The following is a 19,601-nucleotide window of genomic DNA, read 5'->3' as shown; positions in this document are numbered from 1 at the left end:
GGTCGCTTTCGCGGCGGTCAGGGCAGGGCTATAGTCGGGACAGTCCAGGTAAGGGGAGGGCTCGCCATGTGGCAGGAACTGGGGCGCGCGATGAAGCGCGTTGGCAAGGCGACGGGCAATCAGGCGCTGATCGACAAGGGGCGCCATTGGCAATACGGCCATATGTCGCCCGAGCAGTTGATGCGGCACCATCCCTCGGCGTTCTTGCGTACCTATGCGGTGCAGTCGCATATCGAGCCACCTGACGTGGTGGGTAAGGCTGCGACGACGCAAGCGACCTATCAGTTGCGCCACGATGTGGGTAATGCAACGACGTTTCCGAATATGCACAGTATCGTCGGCGGCGACGGCGTGACGCGCGCGCCCACGGCGCACCTGCATCTGGTGTTTGCTTCGCAAGCGGCGGCCCATCAGGGTGTTCATCAGTCGAACCAGGCGGGCGCGAATTTCGATGCCGCATTCCTGCCGATGCGACAGGCCAAGCAGGACAATTTCGCCGGTCAGCTGACGAATAAGAAGGTCGCGGGGTGGAAGACGGGGCGGATCACCGAAACCGCTTTGAATCAGCAGCATGAAGATCTCACGCTGACCACCCAGCTCAGTGGCTGCACGATTGCCAAGCGACGCGACAACATGATGCATTTGCGGCCGGTAGCCAATGGCGCGGCGATGCATACGAGCCTGCCGCGAGCGGAGACGTTCGGGCGGCTCGATTACCCCGCGCAGGGCGAGCAGGCGTTTGTGATGATGAAGCGCAAGCCCGATGGGCATACCCGGCTGTATTTCCAGACGCACGATTCGACGACCGGCACGATGCGGAGCGGGCGTAAGGATTTTTGAGTTTCCGGAAGCCGGGCTAGCTGTTGTAGGAGCGACTTCAGTCGCGACACCCGGCTAGGTCGCGGTTTGTCGCGACTGAAGTCGCTTCTACAAAGATTTCCGATACACGGTGAGCATGCATTGATCACCGCGTACTAAGTGCTTGTCGACACAGCACTGAATCGTATTTGTCCACAGGCTTATACGAAGTACATCCACAGCGGCTGTGGAAAACTTCAGGCGTGCTTGTTGTGCGAACGCATCGTGCGCTGCTTTTCGCGCTGCCAGTCGCGGTCCTTGTCCGCTTCGCGTTTGTCGTGCGCCTGTTTGCCGCGTGCCAGGCCAATTTCGACTTTGACCTTGTTGCCTTTCCAGTACATGGCGATCGGCACCATGGTGTAGCCCTTGCGCTCGACGGCACCGACCAGCTGGTCGATCTCTTCCTTGTGCAGCAGCAGCTTGCGTGTGCGGCGGTCGTTGGCGACGACGTGGCTCGATGCGCTGATCAGCGGCGGGATCGACGCGCCGAACAGGAAGATCTCACCCTGGTTGACGATGGCGTAGCTGTCGCCGAAGTTGATCCGGCCTGCGCGCAACGATTTGACTTCCCAGCCTTGCAGGGCGACACCTGCCTCGAAACGGCGGTCGATATGGTATTCGTGGCGCGCGCGTTTGTTCAGCGCGATGGTGCCGCCGGTTTTTTCTTTGTCCTTCGCCTTGGCCATGTCCGTTAAACTTCGGGCTTAACTTGCCCTGTAGTGGTTCGTCCCCACTGATATGGGGGTGAACACGATGAGATTCATGTGAGGCTGACGTGATCGAAATTCGCCGCAGCGCCCTGGTGAAATATTCACCGTCGCAGATGTTCGACCTGGTCAACGATGTTGAAGCATACCCAAAGCGCTTCGCCTGGTGTGCGGGCTCGGAGGTATTGGAGCGTAGCGACAACGTGCTGGTGGCGCGGTTGGACCTCACCTTTGCCGGCCTGCGCCACAGCTTTACCACGCGCAATACCGTCGATCCGCCGCATCGCCTGCATATGGCCCTGGTCGAAGGCCCGTTTCGTAGCCTCGATGGGGTGTGGGAATTCATTGCGCTGGGCGATGACGGCTGCAAGATCGCCTTTGCGCTGGATTTCGATTACGCCGGCCGTGTGGGTGGCATGGCGTTGAAGCTGGGTTTTCAAGGCCTGGCCAGCCGCATGGTGGACGATTTCTGCCGCGAGGCGGAACGTACCTATGGCTGAGCCGATCCACGTCGAAGTGATTTACGCTGCTGCCGATCATCAGGAGCTGCGTCGCCTTACCGTGCCGGCCGGCACCACTGTGATGCAGGCGATCGTGGCGTCGAAAATCGCCTCGGTCCTGCCGGAAGAGGCGATTGCCGCAGACCGTCTGGGGATATTTTCCCGTCGGGCGGCACCGGACGATGTACTGGCCGATGGCGATCGGGTGGAAATCTACCGTCCGTTGACTCTGGATCCCAAAGAAGCGCGCCGACGGCGCGCTTCAGGGAAGGGTTGACCGCAGAACATCAGTTTCCGCTGTCGCCGCTGTCCTTCTTCTCTTCCTCAGGCGTCTTGGTCTTGTCGCCCTTGGTTTCGTCGACCGGGTAGCTGGCGTGGTACTTCTTGCTGTCGTTGACCAGCTGCTGGGCGTCCTCGGCGAAGAAATCGCCTTCCGTGCGCACCAGGGTGTCGTTGTTGAAGGTGAGGCTCAGCGTGCGCACCTTGATCGCGCCGCCGCGGTGCTGCTGGGTGGAGACATAGTCCCAGCGGTCATGGTCAAACGGGCTGCTTACCGACGGCGAACCCATCAGCACCAGCACCTGACGCTTGGTCATGCCGGGCTGTAGCTGGGCTACGTTTTTCTTGTCCAGCAGGTTGCCTTGCTGCACGTCGGGGGTATAAACGAGGCGACAGCTGGCCAGGGAAAGGGCCAGCATGGCGAAACCCAGCGTGCGAATCAGCTTATGCATGCGTCTTGCGTCCGGATCGTAAAGGTTCAGATGATACACTAACGGCTTGCCAGCACGGCGTTTGCCGGGGAAATGCTATGGAACAGGAAACCAAAGAACTGCGCAGGGCCGGGTTGAAAGTGACCCACCCCCGTATGCGCATCCTGCAGATCTTCGAGGACGAGGATGCCCATCACCTCACCGCCGAAGACATCTACAAGAAACTGCTTGCCCACCAGGAAGATATCGGCCTGGCCACAGTTTACCGGGTGCTGACCCAGTTCGAGGCCGCCGGTATCGTGGTCAAGCACAACTTCGAGGGCGGCCAGGCCGTCTACGAACTGGACCGCGGTAAACACCACGATCACATGATCGATGTTGACAGCGGAAAAGTGATCGAGTTCGTCAGCGAAGAGATCGAGCGCCTGCAGCACGAAATTGCGGCCAAGCACGGGTACGTGCTGGAAGACCACAGTCTGGTCCTTTACGTGCGGCCCAAGCACAAGTCGCGCTGAGCGCAACCAAAGAAAAGCCGGCCCGCAAGGGTCGGCTTTTTTGTTGCCCATAAAAAAAGCCGCCGATGGACTCCTGTCCACCTGACGGCTGATCCGCGACCAGACTGGTTGCACTGCATGGCGAGTTGCTCGCGGCGGTACATCCATCGGTAACGGCGGAATGGCATCCTGCCATTCTTCATGCCCACCGTCCCCACGGTTGGCATGGCACACCATCTTGCGATGGTGGCTCCCCCACATCGATGGGAGAATCCTAACGAAGCCTTCACAAGAGCGGTATTGGAAAATTTCCTAGTTATAGATTTACAGCCGGTGGCTGTCGGAAGGCGAGTTGTTGCTGCGCAGCAGGATGCGAAGGTGCACGCCCTGTGACTCAGGTCGCAGACGGAATAGCCCGCCTAGTGATGTGACTCGGTCGCGCATGCCTTGCAGGCCGCGTCCGCCACGCGGCATGCGACTTGGCAGGCCCACGCCATCGTCTCGAATATCCAGTAGCGCCAGCGCCGTCCCCTGACGCTCACCGATGCGCAGGCGCAGCTGAAAATGCCCCGCCTGGGCGTGTTTCACCGCGTTAGTAGCGCTTTCCTGCACCAGGCGATAAATCGCCGTGCGGGTGTCTTCGTCCAGCAGCCGCGGATCGCCGTGCAACTCGGTGGCGTAGGTGATGCCGGCCGTGGTCAACAGATCTCGGATCGGGCCTTCGTCCAGCGCGCGCAACAAGCCGAATTCGTCGAGCACGGCAGGGCGCAGGTCATCGAGCAGGCGATGCAATGCACGGCGCATATGGCCGAGGATCATATTGATCGAATTACCGACGTCTTCCATGCCGACTTGCGCAAGGCGCGATTGCGCGAGCTTCAGGTGGGTCTGGATCGCGGTGAGGTTCTGGCCGAGTTCGTCATGCAGTTCGGCAGCCATATGACGTCGCTGGTTTTCTTCCGCCTGCAGGTTGCCGCGTGCGGCGTCGCGCAGCTGGCGGGCGAGGTGATCGAGCCGGCGATTGACCGCGGCCAGATAGACGTTCTGTTCGGCCACGCGTTCGCTGCTGCGTCGTAATGCATCGGTGGCCGAGCCGAGCATCAATGCGCCGGTGCCGGCCACCGCCAGGAAAAGCTGCGCGGAGGCATTGGACGTGCCATGTCCCGCGAGGCGGTCCACGATCGTCATGCCCAGGCTGGAAATCAGCATCGCCATGCTCGCACCGCGCCAGCCGTGGCGAAACGCAAAGAACAGCACCGGTGCCAGCGACAGCACGCGGGCGAACTGCGGTTGCGGTGGCGCGTGGGCGGACAGCACCAGCAGGATCGCCATGGCCGGCAGCATCACCAGCAAGCCGTCCATGGTCAGCCGCGCGGTAGCGCGGCGACTCAAGTGCGCGCGGGCCAGCATGATCATCAGCGGCACCACCAGCAGGATGCCGACGTAGTTGCCGAGCAGGTCCTGTCCCAGCGCCTGCATCAGCATGTCCGACGATGGCGCAGCATGGACCATCGCCAGCAGCGCGCCGTCCGCTGCGGTGGTGGTAGCGACCGTGAAAGCTGCCGACAACAGCAGGCGCGAGACGTCTTCGGGGTCGCGCAGGCTGGCGTGCAGGTTGGCGCGACGCATCAGCCACATGCAGATGGCCACGATAAACGGCTCCGGCAGCTCGCCGACTAGGAAGCCATACCAGCCCATCGGCATGTGGGTGGCTTCGGTGATGATGCCGGTCGCCGCCAGCTCGGCGACGAGCAGCCAGGGCCAGTAACGCATCGGGGTCAGCAGCAGGGCGCCGAAACGCAAGCCGTACGGCAGCATCCAGTACGGTTGCTCGGTAGGCCATAGAAAGGCCCACAACACGAAATAGCACAGGCCAAGCAGCAGGCCGGCGCCGGGGAAGGATAGGGATTTGGATGCCATGGGGCGCGATGTTACATGTCGGGCAGGGGCGTGCGAGGCCGACGCGGCGTGCTATACATTGCCGTATGTACAGCATCGTTCTGGTCGACGACCACGCCATTGTCCGGGAAGGTTTCAAACGGCTCATCGAGATGGAGCCGGATCTCGAGGTCGTGGCCGAATGCCGGAGCGCCGACGATGCCGTCGAAGCGGTGGGGCAGAAACGCCCGGACCTGGTGGCCCTGGATTTGTCTTTGCCCGATGGCAGCGGCCTGCCCCTGATCGAGCACCTGCTTAGCGTCGCCCACGATACGCGTATCGTGGTGTTGAGCATGCACGACGGCGAGCCCTACGTTTCCGAAGCGCTACGCCGCGGCGCGAGTGGTTACGTGACCAAGGGGGTGGCGCCGGAAGAACTGGTAGCCGGCCTGCGCGCAGTGATGCAGGGCGAGACCTTCCTGAGTTCCGACCTGCGCCAGCGCCGCGCTGATCGTCCTTCCGAAGCGCTCGACCCGATCAATCGCCTGACCGCGCGCGAGCGCGAAGTGTTTCTGTTGCTGGCGGCCGGACGTGCGCCCAAGCAGGTGGCGGCGGAATTGGGGATCGGGCAGAAGACGATCTATATCCATCGCGCCAGCTTGATGGGGAAGCTTGGTGCGGGGTCGGAACTGGATCTTTATCGGATGGCGAGCGAGCGGGGATTGTTGCCGCGGCGCAATTGACTGACGGGAACTTCAAATAACCTCAGTTTTGATTTCTCGTCATCCCGGCGTAGGCCGGGACCCAGTGGCGTCAGTTTCCAGTTTTTGCGATAAAACTGAGCTTTCCCGGCTCTCGCGACAACCGATCACAAGGCCACTGGGTTCCGGCCTACGCCGGAATGACGAGTAGGAGGGGCCCTGATTTGGGGCTGTGTGAAGAAGCAGCTTCTGAGGTCCGAAAAACCTGTCCTATTCGCCGGGGCGACGATGGAAACTAAGGTTTTTCGAGAATCCCGTTAGGCCGTCTGCGCCCGCTCCAACATCTGCTTGGCATGCGCCCGCGTTTCCTTGGTGATCTCCACACCACCCAACATGCGCGCCAGCTCATCACGGCGTCCACCAGCGTCGAGCTTGTCGATGCGCGTCTGCGTGCTCTCGCCGTCGCTGTGCTTGGACACACGCAGATGCGCGTGGCCCTGCGCGGCGACCTGCGGCAGATGGGTGACGCACAGCACCTGGCGCTGACCGCCCAGGGCGCGCAGTTTCTGGCCGACCACCTCGGCCACGGCGCCGCCGATGCCGGTATCGACCTCGTCGAAAACCATGCTGCCTACGGTGTCCTTGCCCAGCGTCGCCACTTCGATGGCCAGGCTGATACGGGCCAGCTCACCGCCGGAGGCGACCTTGCGTAGCGCGCGCGGGGGCTGGCCCGGGTTGGCGCTGACCAGCAGCTCGCAGCGCTCCTGGCCCTGTGCGTCGGGCTCGCCATTTCCGGTGGACTCCAGCTCCACCACCAGGCGGCCGCCGGCCATGCCCAGCTCGCCCATCAGCACGCTGACTTCCTGGCCGAGCCGGGTCGCGGCATCGGTGCGCGCCTGGCTCAATGTGCCGGCGGCCTTGAGGTAGTCGCGCTGGTGCTTCTCCCGCTGGCGATCGAGCTGCTCCAGCGCTTCGCCCGCGCCTTCGAGCTGGGCCAGCTCCTCGCCAAGTGACGCCGCCTTCTCGTGCAGCTCGGCCACCGGCAGGCGATGCCGCCGGGAAAGCTCATGCAGACGGGTGAGATGCGTGTCCACCTCGTTGTAGCGCTCGGGATCGAGGTCGACATCCAGCGCATAGCGGCCCAGACCATCGGCAGCTTCGCTCAGTTCGATGCTGGCGTTATCGAGCAGCTCCAGCAGCGGTTGAAGTTTGTCGTCCAGCGCGGCGAGCTTGATCAGCTCAGCCTGCGCACGGGCCAGCCCACGGCGTAGCGACAGCTCGCTGTCGCCGTCGAGCATCTCGCTGACGCCGGATGCGCCTTCGGCCAGACGGCCGGCGTTGGCCAGGCGCTTGTGACTGGCTTCCAGTTCGGCCATTTCGCTGGCGGGCAAGGCCCATTTTTCCAGTTCGCCCACTTCGTGCCGCAGCAACTCGATGCGCTGATCGCGATCGTCGCCGCCGCTCAACGACTGGATGCGCGCCTGCACGGCGCGCCATTGTTGGGCAGCCTCACGGACCTGGGCAAGCAGCTCATCGTGGCCGGCGTAGGCATCGAGCAGCGCGAGCTGATGGCTGCGCGACAGCAGCGCCTGGTGCTCGTGCTGGCCATGGATTTCCACCAGCATCGAGGCCAGCTCGCTGAGCTGGCTGGCATTGGCTGGGCGGCCGTTGATCCAGGCGCGCGAGCTGCCCTCGGCGCGGATTACGCGGCGCAACTGGCAGGTGCCTTCTTCGTCCAGCTCCTCTTGTGCCAGCCAGGCGCGTGCGTCGGGAAGCTCGGCCAGGTCGAACTCGGCGGCCAGCTCGGCGCGATCGCTGCCGGCACGCACCATGCCGCTATCGGCGCGGCTGCCCGCGAGCAGCATCAAGGCGTCCACCAGCAGCGACTTGCCGGCGCCGGTCTCCCCGCTGACCACGGTCAGGCCCGGCCCGAAGGCGATCTCGGCTTCTTCGACAACCGCAAAATGGCGAACATAGAGGGAGGTGAGCATGGCGCGCTGTATCAGTGAGTCGGTGGATTGTACGGATTGATGGATGGGGCGGTAAGCAGGTCGTCCAGGGTGACCCGGCCTGGGTCGGCCAGGAGGTCGAAGCCTGACTTCCTTGCATTCTTCCCCCGCACACCTTATTTCTTCTCTGTCTCACGGATTGCCACAGCAGCGCATGCCCCAACTCTTCGGCCATGAATTAGATGCCCGCGCCCGCAGCTTGCTGCGCACGCTGATTGCGCAGTATCTGGTCGATGGCGAGCCGGTGGGCTCGCGCACGCTATCGCGCTCCTCGGGCCTGGATGTCAGCCCGGCCACCATCCGCAACATCATGGCCGACCTGGAAGAAGCCGGCCTGGTGGTGTCGCCGCACACCTCGGCCGGTCGCGTGCCGACGCCCCGCGGGCTGCGGTTGTTCGTCGACAGCCTGATCGAGTTGCAGCCGCTGCCGCGCGAGGATATGGCGCGCCTGCGCCGCGAACTGCCGCCGGGCCCGACGACCACGCGCGATCTGCTCGGTAATGTGTCCACGCTGCTGTCGGCGATGACCCAGTTTGCCGGTGTAGTCACCGTGCCGCGCCAGGCCGATTTCCCGCTGCGCCATATCGACTTCGTGCCCTTACCCGACAACCAGGTGCTGGTGATCCTGGTGTTCTCCGATAACCAGGTGCAGAACCGTATCGTGCGCCTGGCCAAGCAGCTTGATGCGCGGGAGTTGGAGCAGGCGGCCAATTATCTCAATACCCATTTCGCCGGCTTGCGCGTGGACGATATCCGCACGCATCTGCTGCGCGAGCTCAAAGAGGCCAGCAGCGAGCTCAACCGTCTGTTGTCCAGCACGGTGGAACTGGCCGCCGCCTCGTTTGCGCCACATAGCGAAGGCGATGACGTGCTGGTCAGTGGCCAGACCAATCTGATGTCCTATTCGGAGTTGGCCAATCTCGATCGCCTGCGCGAGCTTTTCGAGGCCTTTCAGAAGAAGAACGAGCTGCTTCAACTGATGGAAGTGTGCGCCAGGGCGCCGGGTGTCCGGCTGTTTATCGGCGAGGAATCGGGCTTTACGGCGCTGGACGGCTGCAGCGTCGTTACCGCCAGTTATGGGGCGCAAGGGCGTGTGCTTGGGGCGGTCGGTGTGATCGGTCCGACCCGAATGGCGTACGAAAGGGTCATCCCTGTGGTACAAGCCACGGCCGGGCTGCTCAGCGATGCCTTGAATCGGGCGGCAACGGCCTCATAAAGCCGTTTGGGAGGCGGGATTCACCCGCATTAAGTTTACTGGTCGGTATGCAAAATCATGCCGGCCCTGGATGAGGCTTGGAGTTTTTCATGCAGAACAACGATTCGCAGGCGCCGGAAAATACGCCGGAAGCCACCGCGGCGAGTGAAGCCATGCAGGCCGATCTCGACGCACTGAAGCAGCGTGTCGCTGAATTGGAAGCAGGCAATGCGGAGTTGCGCGATGGCGTATTGCGCGAGCGTGCGGAGCTGGAAAATCAGCGCCGTCGTTTGCAGCGCGATCTGGATCAGGCGCGCCGCTTTGCCAACGAAAAATTGCTCAACGAGCTGCTGCCGATCTACGACGGTCTGGAGCGCGGCTTGGCGGTGGAAAGCGGCGATATCGCTACCGTTCGCGAAGGCATCAATCTCACCCTGAAGGAACTGCTGCGCATTGCGCAGAACAACGGTCTGGTGCCGGTCGATCCGCTCGGCCAGCCGCTGGATCCGGAGCGCCATCACGCGGTGAGCATGGTCGAAGCGCCTGGGCAGGCGCCGGGTACCGTGGTGAGTGTGTTGCAGAAAGGCTATGTGCTGAACGATCGCTTGTTGCGCCCGGCGCTGGTCGCCGTCGCCAAGGATTGATCGAGCACACACGGCGCGGCCGGCACCTGAATCACCGGTGACGGTAGCGACGAACCCGGGGTTCGGAAATCTTGACGCGATTGAATCGCCAAGGCCGAGCCCCACTTAGAAACCAGTCGCGGCCGCGGGGGCCGCTTAGAAATTTTTGGAGTCAGAGCACATGGGCAAGATCATTGGTATCGATCTGGGCACGACCAATTCCTGCGTATCCGTCATGGATGGCAGCACCACCCGGGTCATCGAGAATTCGGAAGGCGATCGCACGACGCCGTCCATCGTCGCCTTTACCAAGGACGGCGAAGTCCTGGTGGGTGCGCCGGCCAAGCGCCAGGGCGTGACCAACCCGAAGAACACCTTCTACGCGGTGAAGCGCCTGATCGGCCGCAAGTTCACCGACGCGGAAGTACAGAAAGACCTGCATATCGTGCCGTACGGCATCGTCGCGCATGAGAACGGCGACGCCTGGGTGCAGACTGCCGACGGCAAGAAGATGGCGCCGCAGGAAATCTCCGCCAAGGTGCTGGCGAAGATGAAGAAGACTGCCGAAGACTATCTCGGCGAGACGGTGACCGAAGCGGTCATCACCGTGCCGGCCTACTTCAACGACAGCCAGCGCCAGGCGACCAAGGACGCCGGCCGCATCGCCGGTCTGGAGGTCAAGCGCATCATCAACGAGCCGACCGCCGCTGCGCTGGCTTACGGTCTGGACAAGAAGGGCGGTGACCGCAAGATCGCCGTGTACGACCTGGGTGGCGGTACGTTCGACGTATCGATCATCGAGATCGCCGAAGTCGACGGCGAGAAGCAGTTCGAAGTGCTGGCCACGAACGGCGACACGTTCCTGGGCGGCGAAGACTTCGACATGCGCGTCATCGATTATCTCGTCGAAGAATTCCAGAAGGACCAGGGCATCGACCTGCGCAAGGATCCGCTCGCGCTGCAGCGCCTGAAGGACGCCGCCGAGCGCGCCAAGATCGAGCTGTCGTCCTCGCACCAGACTGAGGTAAATCTACCGTACGTCACGGCCGATGCCTCCGGTCCGAAGCATCTGAACATCAAGCTGACCCGCGCCAAGCTCGAAGCGCTGGTCGAAGACCTGGTCAAGCGCACCATCGATCCGTGCCGCACTGCGTTGAACGACGCTGGGCTGCGCGTGTCCGACGTCGACGAAGTGATCCTGGTCGGCGGCCAGACTCGTATGCCGAAGGTGCAGGAGTCGGTGAAGGATTTCTTTGGTAAGGAGCCGCGCAAGGACGTCAACCCGGACGAAGCCGTCGCTGTCGGCGCGGCCATCCAGGGCGGCGTACTGGGTGGTTCGGTCAAGGACGTGCTGCTGCTCGACGTCACCCCGCTGTCGCTCGGTATCGAGACGATGGGTGGTGTGATGACCAAGCTGATCGAAAAGAACACCACCGTGCCGACCAAGGCCTCGCAGGTCTTCTCGACTGCCGACGACAACCAGACCGCCGTGACCGTGCATGTGCTGCAGGGTGAGCGCGAGCGTGCCAGCGCGAACAAGTCGCTGGGCAAGTTCGACCTCTCCGGCATCGATGCCGCGCCGCGCGGCATGCCGCAGATCGAAGTCACCTTCGACATCGACGCCAACGGCATCCTGCACGTGTCGGCCAAGGACAAGAAGACCGGCAAGGAACAGAAGATCGAGGTCAAGGCCGGCTCGGGTCTGTCCGAGGAAGAGATCCAGCGCATGGTCGCCGACGCCGAGGCGAACAAGGAAGAAGACAAGAAATTCCACGAGCTCGTCGCCACGCGCAACAAGGCGGACCAGCTGGTTCACGCGACCCGTAGCGCGCTCAAGGAACACGGCGGCAAGATTCCGGCCGACCAGCTGAGCACGATCGAAGGTGCGTTGTCGGATCTGGAAAAGGTCAAGGACAGCGACGACAAGGGCGCGATCGAGTCGAAGATCGAGAAGCTGGAGCAGTCCGCCCAGTCGCTTTACGCGGCCGCTCAGGGCGGTGCGCAGCCGGACGCCGGCGCGCAGCCGGGCCCGGGTCCGCACGGCTCGGCGCAGCCGGACGACGTGGTCGATGCCGAGTTCACCGAAGTCAAAGACGACAAGAAATAAGTAACATAGGCCGGTCGGCGCTGCCGATCCAATGCAGCCCGCGCCGGGGGTCATACCCTTCGCGCGGGCTGTTTGTTGATAAGTGTTCATGGTCGCGCGGGTTCATGTGGGGCGCGTTCTTTAGTCGGATACACGAATGAGCAAGCGTGATTACTACGAAGTCCTCGGTGTCGAACGGACGGTTACCGAGGTCGAACTGAAGAAGTCGTTTCGTCGCCTGGCGATGAAATACCACCCGGACCGTTGCCCGGACGATCCGCATGCGCAGGAGAAGTTCAAGGAAGCCAAGGAGGCTTACGAGATTCTCGCCGATGCGCAGAAGCGCCAGATGTATGACCAGTATGGCCATGCGGCGTTCGAGGGTGGTGCAGGTGGTGGTCGCGGTGGCGCCGGTGGTTTTGGCGACATGGGCGATATCTTCGGCGATATCTTCGGCGACATTTTCGGTATGGGCGGCGGCCGCGGTGGCAGTCGTTCGCGTCGTGGCGCCGATCTTCGCTACATCATGGAGCTCGATCTGGAAGAGGCCGTATTCGGCATCGAAAAGAAGATCGACGTACCGACCCAGGTCAATTGCCAGCATTGCAACGGCTCCGGTTCGGAAGACGGCAAGGTGGCGCAATGCAAGACCTGCCAGGGCCATGGCCGCGTGCGCATGCAGAACGGCATCTTCTCGATCCAGCAGGCCTGTCCGCATTGCGGCGGCAGTGGCCAGGCGATCGAAAAGCCGTGCAGGCAGTGTCGTGGCGAGGGTCGCCTGGAAGAAACACGTACCTTGTCCGTGCGCATTCCGGCGGGCGTCGACAATGGCGACCGCATTCGTTTGACCGGACAGGGTGAAGCCGGTCCGGCCGGTGGTGAAGCCGGCGATCTTTATGTCGAGATGCGCGTGCGCGAGCACGACATCTTCCAGCGTGACGGCAACGATCTGCATTGCGAGTTGCCGATTCGTTTTTCGCAGGCTGCGCTTGGCGCCGAATTGCCGGTACCGACGCTCGATGGCGAAGTGCCGATTTCGATTCCGCCGGAGACGCAGACGGGTCAGCAGTTCCGCTTGCGCGGGCGCGGCGTGAAGTCGGTGCGCAGCGGGCGTGCGGGTGATCTGATCTGCCGCGTCGTGGTCGAGACGCCGGTGCGTTTGACCAAGGAGCAGCGCGATCTGCTTGCGCAGCTCGAGGCGACGTTCAATAACGGCGAAGCGCATAAGCACACGCCGCGCGAGAAGTCGTGGGTGGATGGGGTGAAGCAATTTTGGTCGCGGGTGACGTCTTGAGGTGTTGAGAGCTCCCCCTCACCCCAGCCCTCTCCCCCGGCGAAGCCAGGGGAGAGGGAGCGAGGTTACGCAAGTGCGAAATAATGAGGTTCTCCTCGGTATGCTCCCTCTCCCCTGGCTATGCCGGGGGAGAGGGCTGGGGTGAGGGGGGCTTTTGTCTTCCCTCACACCCTCATAGCATCGACGCTTTAAAAGGAAACACCTCATGCCGTCCCCCATCCGCCTCGCCGTCAACGGAGCCACCGGTCGCATGGGGCAGGCATTGCTTGGATTGCTTCGCGACGACAAGCGCTTCGAGTTGTGCGCGGCGATAAGCAGCGAACGCCATGCAGGCAAGCCCGTATTCCCTGGTAATGAAGCGCTTTCGTACACCACCGCATGGCCCGAAAACCTCGACGTCGTGATCGATTTCAGTGGCCCGGAAGGTCTGGTCGCCGCGCTGGACTACTGCGAAGCGAACAAGGTCGCACTCGTCACCGGCACTACCGGCATCGATGATGCACTTGCCCAGCGTCTAAACGCAGCGCCGATCGCACACCTGCGCGCCACCAACTTCAGTCTTGGCGTGGCAGTGCTGACACGTCTCCTGCGCCAGGCATCGGCAGCATTGCGCGACTGGGATCTGGAAATCGTCGAGGCGCACCACAACCGCAAGGAAGACGCACCATCGGGCACCGCGCTTTCGCTCGGCAAGGCCGCGGCACAGGCGCGTGGCACCACCCTGGAACAGGACGCGGTCTACACCCGCGAAGGCCGTCCAGGCCCGCGTAAATCCGGCACGATCGGCTTTGCCGTCGTTCGTGGCGGCGATATCGTCGGCGAGCACAGCGCGATGCTGATCGGGCAGGGCGAACGCGTGGAATTGGGGCATCGTGCCACCGACCGCTCCATCTTCGCCCGTGGCGCCATCGAGGCGGCCCACTGGCTTGCAGGCAAGCCTGACGGCGCCTATGACCTGGATGCCATGCTGGCCGAGCGCAGCGGCGCTTAAAGCCTCCCAAGCTTGCCGATAGCGACGGGCGCCATTACCATGGCGCCCGTTAGTCATTGGGGAGTAGCCATCCTCGCTCCCGGAAGGCCTTACCGCTTTCCTACCCAGAGGAATCCGCGTCAACAGACTTGAAGCGCATGCTTCATGGTGCGGATGGCCCGCGATCTTGTGCTTCAGGATTGCGCCGGCCCGGCGAGACCTTTGGCCACGACTTAGCTCACCTTTAGCCGGGCGAGCGGAGTCGTTGTGCCATCGGTTTACGTTCGCTCGCCCGGCCAAGGATTCATATGCTTATCGCCTTGTTGTTCCTGCTGTCGGCCGGTGCGATCTATCTCGCCTGCGAGTATTTCGTCAACGGCGTCGAATGGTTCGGGCAAAAGCTCAGCCTCGGCGCGACCGCTACCGGTACGGTGCTTGCTGCGTTCGGCACGGCCTTGCCCGAAAGCGCGGTCACTTTTGTCGCGGTGGTATTTGGCCGCACACCCGAGCAAAAGGATATCGGCGTCGGTGCCGCGTTGGGTGGCCCGTTGGTGCTGGCAACGATTGCCTATGCGGTGGTCGGCATTGCGTTGTGGAGCAACCGAAAGCGCTTGCAGCGCAAGGATAATCTGGTTCGCGTCAACCACGGACGTCTCGCTCGCGACCAATCCTGGTTCCTGGCGATCTTCGTAGTGAAGTGCGGTTTGGGTCTGGTGGTGTTCGCGATCAAACCCTGGCTCGGTGTGCTGTTCATCGCCGCCTATGGGCTCTATGTCTGGCGCGAACTCAAGCACGACGACAGTGTGCCGGACGATGAAGATGCGCTTGAACCGCTGAAATTCCAACCACGCGCCGAAAACCCGGCGATGTCGATGATCGCCTTGCAAACCGTGCTCGCGCTGGCCGTCATCGCGATCGCCTCGCACACCTTCGTCAAGCAGATCGAGGCGATCGGTGAAGCATTTCAGCTATCGCCGCACCTTGTCGCGTTGGTGCTGAGCCCGGTCGCCACCGAACTGCCGGAAACACTCAATGCGCTTATCTGGGTACGTCAGGGCAAGGAGCGTCTGGCGTTGGCCAATATCTCCGGCGCGATGATGATCCAGGCGACCATTCCCAGTTCGCTGGCGCTGTTTGCCACGCCATGGCTGTTCGATGCGCCGCTGATGGTAGCCGGCGTGTTGACCGGTATCGCGGTGATCTTCCTGTGGTGGCTGTTCCGTCGTGGCAACGTGGACGGGCGCTTGCTGATGCCGGTTGGCTTGCTGTACGGGGTGTTTGCCGGTTATGTCGTCTGGCATTTCACCGCAGGGTGAGTTGCCCGGTTCACAGACCGTGCAACCCACCGCCCATCATCAACAGGCCGAAGCACGCGGCGACCAGCAACAGCACGACTGCAACGACGGAAGCCAGTCCGAGCAGCATGCCCTTGCCGGTTCGCCGCACGCCGCGCCTGATCAATGAAATCGCCCAGACCACCACGACCAGCGGCGGAATGAACCAGCCGCCCAGGAAGAGGGGATGGGCCGATACACCGAGGCCGCCGAGCACGATTTCTCCCAGCACCATGACGACCCAGGCAAGCCCGATGCCGGCGGCGAGCGAGCCTTCAATTTTGGGAGGCTCGGGCTCGATGCCTGGCTCGGGAGACAGCGGCGGTCGATAGGGATCGGGGATGCGTTCGTCGCTCATGGCATCGTGCTCTCGATGGCGCGCAATTGATCGATTTCCTGTCGTAGCGCGGCAAGTTTTTTGGCCTTGTCGTCGCGGTAGAACAGGTTGAAGGTGTCGAACGGAATGATGCGTCCGTCAGGCTGGGCGATATGCACGCAGGATTTTTTCACTGCGCGCAGATCGAAACCGTGGGCATCGATGAACTGCATGATCAGCACGCGAAAGACGTTACGGTAGGACAGATCGGCGGGTGCCTGCACCTGTGGCAGACAGCACAGCAGGTCCGACAGCGAACAGGCCTGCGACTCGGGCGAGTGATTGGTCGCAAACAGCTCGAACACGTGCGCGCGCAGCTCTTCGTCGCGCTCGACCACGATCGTATTGCGACCCTTGCTGACCAGTGTTTCCGGTGATACGAAACGAGTCAGCGGCAGTATCTGGTCGCCGAGTTTCAGTGCGTAGGCCATGGCCAGGCAATCGGGATTGCATGGCACGGGAATCAGGTCGTCCGGTTGAAACAGCGTGCTTTGTTCGAGAATGCGGCGGCGCACTTCGCTCAAGGTCAGGCGGTTGTGCTCGACGTCATAGCCTTCCAGCCGTCCGGCGGCCTGGATCGGCTGGAACGTTACGCCGCGCACGCAGGGTTGGGTCAGTGCGAAATCGATGATCTCGCCGAGTTCGCCGTCGTTGAGTCCTTTCTTGACCGTCACGACCAGCGTGGTTGAGATGTCATGGCGGTTGAGGTGTTCCAGCGCCTTGAGCCGCACGTCGCGCAGCTTGGCGCCGCGCAGGTCCTTGTGTACTTCGTCGCGCAACGAATCGAACTGCAGGTACAGCTCGAAGCCTGGCTGATACTCGGCGAGACGTGCGGCGAAATCGGGTTCCTTGGCGATGCGCAGCCCGTTGGTATTGACCATCAGATGGCGAATCGGCCGTTGCCGCGCGGCATCGAGAATGGCAAAGAAATCCGGATGCAAGGTCGGTTCGCCACCGGAAAGCTGCACCACGTCCGGCTCGCCTTCGTTGGCTACGACCGCGTCGAGCATGCGTTCGACCGTGGCCAGATCACGAAACCCCGGTCGGTGGGGGCCGCTTTCGGCGTAGCAGATGGGACAGCGCAGATTGCAGTGATCGGTAATCTCGACCAGGGTCAGACACGAATGCTGCATGTGTTCCGGACACAGGCCGCAATCGTACGGACAGCCATAGTGCTGCGGCGTATTGAAACGCTGCGGAAGCTCTGGCGGCTTGATGTAGAGCTCGCGACACTGGCGGTAGTAGGCGGCATCGTCGGCGACCAGAACGCGTTCGCGGCCATGATGCGGGCACCATTTTTCGAGATAGACGCGCTCGTCCTTGATCAGGATTTTCGCTTCCACCCGGCGCAGGCAGGTGCTGCAGATGGAAATGGCGCTGTCGTAAAACAGATACGGCCTTACCTTGGCTCCCATACCTTGCTTCGTCCCCTGAGCAAAAGCCGCGCAATTGGCGGTATGTCCCGATGGTAGTAGAGCAGGCCGGCCACGCACAGTAGCTGCAAGCCGGAGACATGCCCTGGGTAGGTGTAGAAAACCGGCTTGATGAATTCCACCAGCAGGCGGAAACCGAGATAGCCGATCATGAAGGCGCGGAAGCGGTCGCCAGGTCGTTCGAAGGCGGCGCGACGGGCGTGGATCCACGCGTACTGCACGAGCAGAAACGCGATCTCGTAGAGCTGAGTAGGATGCCTTGCGATGCCGTCCCCAAAATCCACGCCCCACGGCAAGGTGGTGGCAATGCCATAGGTGTGATCGTTCAAGCCGGCCAGATAGCAGCCAACGCGGCCGATGCACATACCCACCGTCAATGGCAGCACGAAAGCGTCGCCGGTGGATTGCCGCACGCCGGCGATCTTCTTGCACAGCTCCACACCGAGAAGGCCGCCCAGCAGTGCGCCGATGATGGACTTGCCTTCGAGCAGATGGCGCAGGTCGGGAAAGTTCTGGAACGCGGTCAGCGGGTCGTCCAGCCAGTACGACAGCTTTGCACCGAGGGCCGCGCCGACGATCGCGCCGACGCCGACCCAGGCTACTTCGTCCTCGTGCGCAAAGGCCGAGGGGGCCAGACGCTTGCGTGTCCACAGAAAGGTACGAAAACCGACCGCATACGCCAGTATTTCGAACACCGTGTGCAGGACGACAGGTGTCATCGCGTGTGGCTTTACGAATCGCCGATCTGCGCCAGTTCGAGCTTGGCCGCTTTCAGCCAGGTCTGCTCTTTACGGCGGTAGTAGCCAGGCATGGCCTTTGCGCGACGCAGCTGCGATTGCAGAACGTCACGGGCTTCTTCGGCGCGTTGCACTTGCCGCAACAACCGCGCGTAGCGATAGCGACCTTCCTCACCCGGATAGCTGTCGGCGAGGACGTGATATTCCTCCAGCGCCTTATCCGTTTCGCCGACTTCTTCCAGGCAGCGCGCGTAGAGCAGATGCCCGTCGGGCGAGCGGAATGTCGGGTTGGCGGCGATCAGGCGTTCCAGCGTGTCGCGTGCGGCGACAAAGTCGTTGTTGCCTGCTTGCGATTGCGCCAGCCCAAGCATGAAGTTGGGATCGGTTTCGTACATGCCCGACAGCAGGCTTTGATACAGCTCCTGCGCGTTGACGTAGTCGCCCACCTGCAGGCTTTCCTCGGCAAGCCTGCGTCGATTTTCGACCGTATTGGCGATATCGAGCTTGCGCTGCAGCTCGCGGCGGCGACGCTTCGGGTCGATTGCCTGCAACGCCTTGCTGGTCACCTGACGCCCACGTGGATCGTGGCGCATGTCCGGAATGACCGCGACGAGTATGTAGACGGCGACGGCGAGATACGAGCCGATCAGCAGCAACCAGATCCAGTAGAGCGGGCGACCGCTGCGCACGACATGCACGGCGCAGCCGAGCTGCAACAGCACCGAAACGATAAAAACGAGGGACATGCCTTTTCCCCAAAAGAAGCACGCGTCAATGCGTGAAGCTTAACCGATCAGTCGCGATGCGCCGCGCTGCGATCGCGGTCGGAGCCGAGCTTGCGGTCCAGCGAGCCGAACATCCGCTTGAAGACGCGGGAGAACTTACCGCGCTTGGTCTTGCGCAGTTTCTCCTCTTCGCTGGTCAGCCAGGCCACCTGGATCACCCGGCGCTCGCCCTCGAACGGCAGATGGCCGTGGAAGGAGTTGTCGCAGCGCTTGAACACCGCGAACTCGCCGTAGAGCGGGGTGAGTTCCGGGGCGACCATATCGTCGATATCGTCGATCTTGCTCAGAAACCGCAGGCAGCCGTCGCTGGTGTCCGGCCATTGCGTGTTGAGGTAGAGCAGGGCCGTGGCCACCTTGGACTTGCTGTCGGTGTGAATCGTGCCGTGGCGCTTGTTGAGCGAGCGACACAGGGTGACCAGGGTCGGATACTGGCCCAGATTCTCGATGCCCAGCCGGCGGCCGACGGCGCTGGCAAATTCCGGGGTGGTCAGGTTCTGCACCAGGGTGTTGACCGTGGGGCCGCAGTCGCTGGGGTCGTACGGGAAGAAGCCAGCGCTCGCGTAGCGCGGGAAATCGCGCTCGATGTCGTTACGGGCGTCGTCCGGCAGCTGGCCGTGCGCAATCATGAAGGGGAACGGCTCCAGCCGAATATCCGTGTCCGGGCGGTCAAGGCGGGCAGGATCGAGCAGGACGGCGGCATTCATGACGGTCAATCTCCTAGAGTCGCGCTAGTGTAGCGCCGCATATGAATTTGCAAGGGGTCTTCTGGCAACGCATTCACGCTTTATCCGGTGGACAGAAAGGCCTCCTGCACCTATCATTTCGACCCGCCCTGAGACTTTCCATTACCAAGGTCCTCAAGCCAGCTATAGCGCGGCTTGCGGACTTTGCTGCACCTAAAAGGCGGCCTC

Annotated in this window: 20 protein-coding genes and 1 riboswitch; of the genes, 11 read left to right on the top strand and 9 right to left on the bottom strand. The window is 62.4% G+C overall.

Annotation, left to right across the window (positions count from 1 at the left end):
* Positions 1 to 66: 66 nt before the first annotated feature.
* Entirely contained in the window at positions 67 to 840 is a 774-nt protein-coding gene (locus QMG46_RS17360; protein WP_281849107.1) for a hypothetical protein, read from the top strand.
* A 215-nt stretch (positions 841 to 1,055) separates the two neighbouring features.
* Here the strand turns inward: QMG46_RS17360 and smpB are convergent, their stop codons facing one another.
* The gene (gene smpB, locus QMG46_RS17355; RefSeq protein WP_281849106.1) at positions 1,056 to 1,544 is read right to left on the bottom strand and encodes an SsrA-binding protein SmpB; all 489 of its coding nucleotides are present in this window, start codon (positions 1,542 to 1,544) and stop codon (positions 1,056 to 1,058) included.
* Positions 1,545 to 1,633: 89 nt separating this feature from the next.
* Between smpB and QMG46_RS17350 the strand changes: the two genes are divergently transcribed.
* On the top strand, positions 1,634 to 2,065 hold the full coding sequence (locus QMG46_RS17350; protein WP_281849105.1) for a type II toxin-antitoxin system RatA family toxin: 432 nt from the start codon (positions 1,634 to 1,636) through the stop codon (positions 2,063 to 2,065).
* Entirely contained in the window at positions 2,058 to 2,342 is a 285-nt protein-coding gene (locus QMG46_RS17345; protein WP_281849104.1) for an RnfH family protein, read from the top strand. Before QMG46_RS17350 ends, QMG46_RS17345 begins: the two co-directional genes overlap by 8 nt.
* 10 nt (positions 2,343 to 2,352) lie before the next feature.
* On the opposite strand, the gene bamE is transcribed toward QMG46_RS17345, so the two are convergent.
* A complete protein-coding gene (gene bamE, locus QMG46_RS17340) occupies positions 2,353 to 2,796 on the bottom strand; it encodes an outer membrane protein assembly factor BamE (protein ID WP_281849103.1) in 444 nt (147 codons plus the stop codon).
* A gap of 77 nt (positions 2,797 to 2,873) precedes the next feature.
* Here bamE and fur point away from each other — a divergent pair, with 77 nt between their 5' ends.
* Positions 2,874 to 3,290, top strand: coding sequence for a ferric iron uptake transcriptional regulator (fur, locus tag QMG46_RS17335; protein WP_281849102.1), 417 nt, complete (start codon positions 2,874 to 2,876; stop codon positions 3,288 to 3,290).
* Positions 3,291 to 3,593: 303 nt separating this feature from the next.
* On the opposite strand, the gene QMG46_RS17330 is transcribed toward fur, so the two are convergent.
* Positions 3,594 to 5,189 carry an MASE1 domain-containing sensor histidine kinase gene (locus tag QMG46_RS17330; protein WP_281849101.1) on the bottom strand — a complete coding sequence of 532 codons (1,596 nt, stop codon included), beginning with the start codon at positions 5,187 to 5,189 and terminating at the stop codon, positions 3,594 to 3,596.
* Positions 5,190 to 5,254: 65 nt separating this feature from the next.
* Here QMG46_RS17330 and QMG46_RS17325 point away from each other — a divergent pair, with 65 nt between their 5' ends.
* Positions 5,255 to 5,890 carry a response regulator transcription factor gene (locus tag QMG46_RS17325; protein WP_281849100.1) on the top strand — a complete coding sequence of 212 codons (636 nt, stop codon included), beginning with the start codon at positions 5,255 to 5,257 and terminating at the stop codon, positions 5,888 to 5,890.
* Between the two features lie 275 nt (positions 5,891 to 6,165).
* Here QMG46_RS17325 and recN read toward each other — a convergent pair whose 3' ends face one another.
* The gene (gene recN / locus QMG46_RS17320) at positions 6,166 to 7,839 is read right to left on the bottom strand and encodes a DNA repair protein RecN (protein WP_281849099.1); all 1,674 of its coding nucleotides are present in this window, start codon (positions 7,837 to 7,839) and stop codon (positions 6,166 to 6,168) included.
* 172 nt (positions 7,840 to 8,011) lie between these two features.
* Here recN and hrcA point away from each other — a divergent pair, with 172 nt between their 5' ends.
* The 6 genes from hrcA (at position 8,012) to QMG46_RS17290 (ending at position 15,341) form a co-directional block, all read left to right on the top strand.
* The gene (gene hrcA, locus QMG46_RS17315; RefSeq protein WP_281849098.1) at positions 8,012 to 9,073 is read left to right on the top strand and encodes a heat-inducible transcriptional repressor HrcA; all 1,062 of its coding nucleotides are present in this window, start codon (positions 8,012 to 8,014) and stop codon (positions 9,071 to 9,073) included.
* 89 nt (positions 9,074 to 9,162) lie between these two features.
* Positions 9,163 to 9,696: a nucleotide exchange factor GrpE gene (gene grpE, locus QMG46_RS17310; protein WP_281849097.1), complete on the top strand. Its 534-nt coding sequence runs from the start codon at positions 9,163 to 9,165 to the stop codon at positions 9,694 to 9,696.
* A gap of 160 nt (positions 9,697 to 9,856) precedes the next feature.
* Positions 9,857 to 11,782 (top strand): molecular chaperone DnaK, encoded by a 1,926-nt coding sequence (gene dnaK / locus QMG46_RS17305; RefSeq protein ID WP_281849096.1) that lies wholly within the window; start codon positions 9,857 to 9,859, stop codon positions 11,780 to 11,782.
* A 136-nt stretch (positions 11,783 to 11,918) separates the two neighbouring features.
* Entirely contained in the window at positions 11,919 to 13,055 is a 1,137-nt protein-coding gene (dnaJ, locus tag QMG46_RS17300; RefSeq protein WP_281849095.1) for a molecular chaperone DnaJ, read from the top strand.
* A 205-nt stretch (positions 13,056 to 13,260) separates the two neighbouring features.
* Positions 13,261 to 14,046, top strand: coding sequence for a 4-hydroxy-tetrahydrodipicolinate reductase (gene dapB, locus QMG46_RS17295; RefSeq protein WP_281849094.1), 786 nt, complete (start codon positions 13,261 to 13,263; stop codon positions 14,044 to 14,046).
* A gap of 46 nt (positions 14,047 to 14,092) precedes the next feature.
* Positions 14,093 to 14,245, top strand: a riboswitch (yybP-ykoY riboswitch).
* Positions 14,246 to 14,333: 88 nt separating this feature from the next.
* Positions 14,334 to 15,341, top strand: coding sequence for a sodium:calcium antiporter (locus tag QMG46_RS17290; protein ID WP_281849093.1), 1,008 nt, complete (start codon positions 14,334 to 14,336; stop codon positions 15,339 to 15,341).
* A gap of 10 nt (positions 15,342 to 15,351) precedes the next feature.
* On the opposite strand, the gene QMG46_RS17285 is transcribed toward QMG46_RS17290, so the two are convergent.
* From QMG46_RS17285 to QMG46_RS17265, 5 genes are read right to left on the bottom strand one after another with little or no spacing between them, the layout of a single operon-like run.
* The gene (locus QMG46_RS17285) at positions 15,352 to 15,717 is read right to left on the bottom strand and encodes a hypothetical protein (protein WP_281849092.1); all 366 of its coding nucleotides are present in this window, start codon (positions 15,715 to 15,717) and stop codon (positions 15,352 to 15,354) included.
* Positions 15,714 to 17,150 (bottom strand): radical SAM protein, encoded by a 1,437-nt coding sequence (locus tag QMG46_RS17280; RefSeq protein WP_281849091.1) that lies wholly within the window; start codon positions 17,148 to 17,150, stop codon positions 15,714 to 15,716. Before QMG46_RS17280 ends, QMG46_RS17285 begins: the two co-directional genes overlap by 4 nt.
* Positions 17,135 to 17,887 (bottom strand): prolipoprotein diacylglyceryl transferase, encoded by a 753-nt coding sequence (locus QMG46_RS17275; protein WP_281849090.1) that lies wholly within the window; start codon positions 17,885 to 17,887, stop codon positions 17,135 to 17,137. Before QMG46_RS17275 ends, QMG46_RS17280 begins: the two co-directional genes overlap by 16 nt.
* Positions 17,888 to 17,898: 11 nt before the next feature.
* Complete coding sequence (locus QMG46_RS17270) at positions 17,899 to 18,651, bottom strand: tetratricopeptide repeat protein (RefSeq protein WP_281849089.1); 753 nt, start codon at positions 18,649 to 18,651, stop codon at positions 17,899 to 17,901.
* A gap of 47 nt (positions 18,652 to 18,698) precedes the next feature.
* On the bottom strand, positions 18,699 to 19,394 hold the full coding sequence (locus QMG46_RS17265) for a 2OG-Fe(II) oxygenase (protein WP_281849088.1): 696 nt from the start codon (positions 19,392 to 19,394) through the stop codon (positions 18,699 to 18,701).
* Between the last annotated feature and the right edge of the window lie 207 nt (positions 19,395 to 19,601).

This window comes from Dyella sp. GSA-30 (assembly GCF_027924605.1).
Classification (GTDB): Bacteria; Pseudomonadota; Gammaproteobacteria; order Xanthomonadales; family Rhodanobacteraceae; genus GSA-30.
This window is presented reverse-complemented; position numbering and strand designations above follow the sequence as displayed.

What these genes read in the sequence shown, in the direction of transcription:
- QMG46_RS17360 (WP_281849107.1), top strand. Translation starts at nt 67, where the DNA reads ATGTGGCAGGAACTGGGGCGCGCGATGAAGCGCGTTGGCAAGGCGACG.
- QMG46_RS17325 (WP_281849100.1), top strand. Translation starts at nt 5,255, where the DNA reads ATGTACAGCATCGTTCTGGTCGACGACCACGCCATTGTCCGGGAAGGT.
- QMG46_RS17290 (WP_281849093.1), top strand. Translation starts at nt 14,334, where the DNA reads ATGCTTATCGCCTTGTTGTTCCTGCTGTCGGCCGGTGCGATCTATCTC.
- smpB (WP_281849106.1), bottom strand. Translation starts at nt 1,544, where the DNA reads ATGGCCAAGGCGAAGGACAAAGAAAAAACCGGCGGCACCATCGCGCTG.
- grpE (WP_281849097.1), top strand. Translation starts at nt 9,163, where the DNA reads ATGCAGAACAACGATTCGCAGGCGCCGGAAAATACGCCGGAAGCCACC.
- QMG46_RS17270 (WP_281849089.1), bottom strand. Translation starts at nt 18,651, where the DNA reads ATGTCCCTCGTTTTTATCGTTTCGGTGCTGTTGCAGCTCGGCTGCGCC.
- fur (WP_281849102.1), top strand. Translation starts at nt 2,874, where the DNA reads ATGGAACAGGAAACCAAAGAACTGCGCAGGGCCGGGTTGAAAGTGACC.
- dnaJ (WP_281849095.1), top strand. Translation starts at nt 11,919, where the DNA reads ATGAGCAAGCGTGATTACTACGAAGTCCTCGGTGTCGAACGGACGGTT.
- hrcA (WP_281849098.1), top strand. Translation starts at nt 8,012, where the DNA reads ATGCCCCAACTCTTCGGCCATGAATTAGATGCCCGCGCCCGCAGCTTG.
- QMG46_RS17285 (WP_281849092.1), bottom strand. Translation starts at nt 15,717, where the DNA reads ATGAGCGACGAACGCATCCCCGATCCCTATCGACCGCCGCTGTCTCCC.
- QMG46_RS17345 (WP_281849104.1), top strand. Translation starts at nt 2,058, where the DNA reads ATGGCTGAGCCGATCCACGTCGAAGTGATTTACGCTGCTGCCGATCAT.
- QMG46_RS17330 (WP_281849101.1), bottom strand. Translation starts at nt 5,189, where the DNA reads ATGGCATCCAAATCCCTATCCTTCCCCGGCGCCGGCCTGCTGCTTGGC.
- bamE (WP_281849103.1), bottom strand. Translation starts at nt 2,796, where the DNA reads ATGCATAAGCTGATTCGCACGCTGGGTTTCGCCATGCTGGCCCTTTCC.
- dnaK (WP_281849096.1), top strand. Translation starts at nt 9,857, where the DNA reads ATGGGCAAGATCATTGGTATCGATCTGGGCACGACCAATTCCTGCGTA.
- QMG46_RS17265 (WP_281849088.1), bottom strand. Translation starts at nt 19,394, where the DNA reads ATGAATGCCGCCGTCCTGCTCGATCCTGCCCGCCTTGACCGCCCGGAC.
- QMG46_RS17280 (WP_281849091.1), bottom strand. Translation starts at nt 17,150, where the DNA reads ATGGGAGCCAAGGTAAGGCCGTATCTGTTTTACGACAGCGCCATTTCC.
- dapB (WP_281849094.1), top strand. Translation starts at nt 13,261, where the DNA reads ATGCCGTCCCCCATCCGCCTCGCCGTCAACGGAGCCACCGGTCGCATG.
- QMG46_RS17275 (WP_281849090.1), bottom strand. Translation starts at nt 17,887, where the DNA reads ATGACACCTGTCGTCCTGCACACGGTGTTCGAAATACTGGCGTATGCG.
- recN (WP_281849099.1), bottom strand. Translation starts at nt 7,839, where the DNA reads ATGCTCACCTCCCTCTATGTTCGCCATTTTGCGGTTGTCGAAGAAGCC.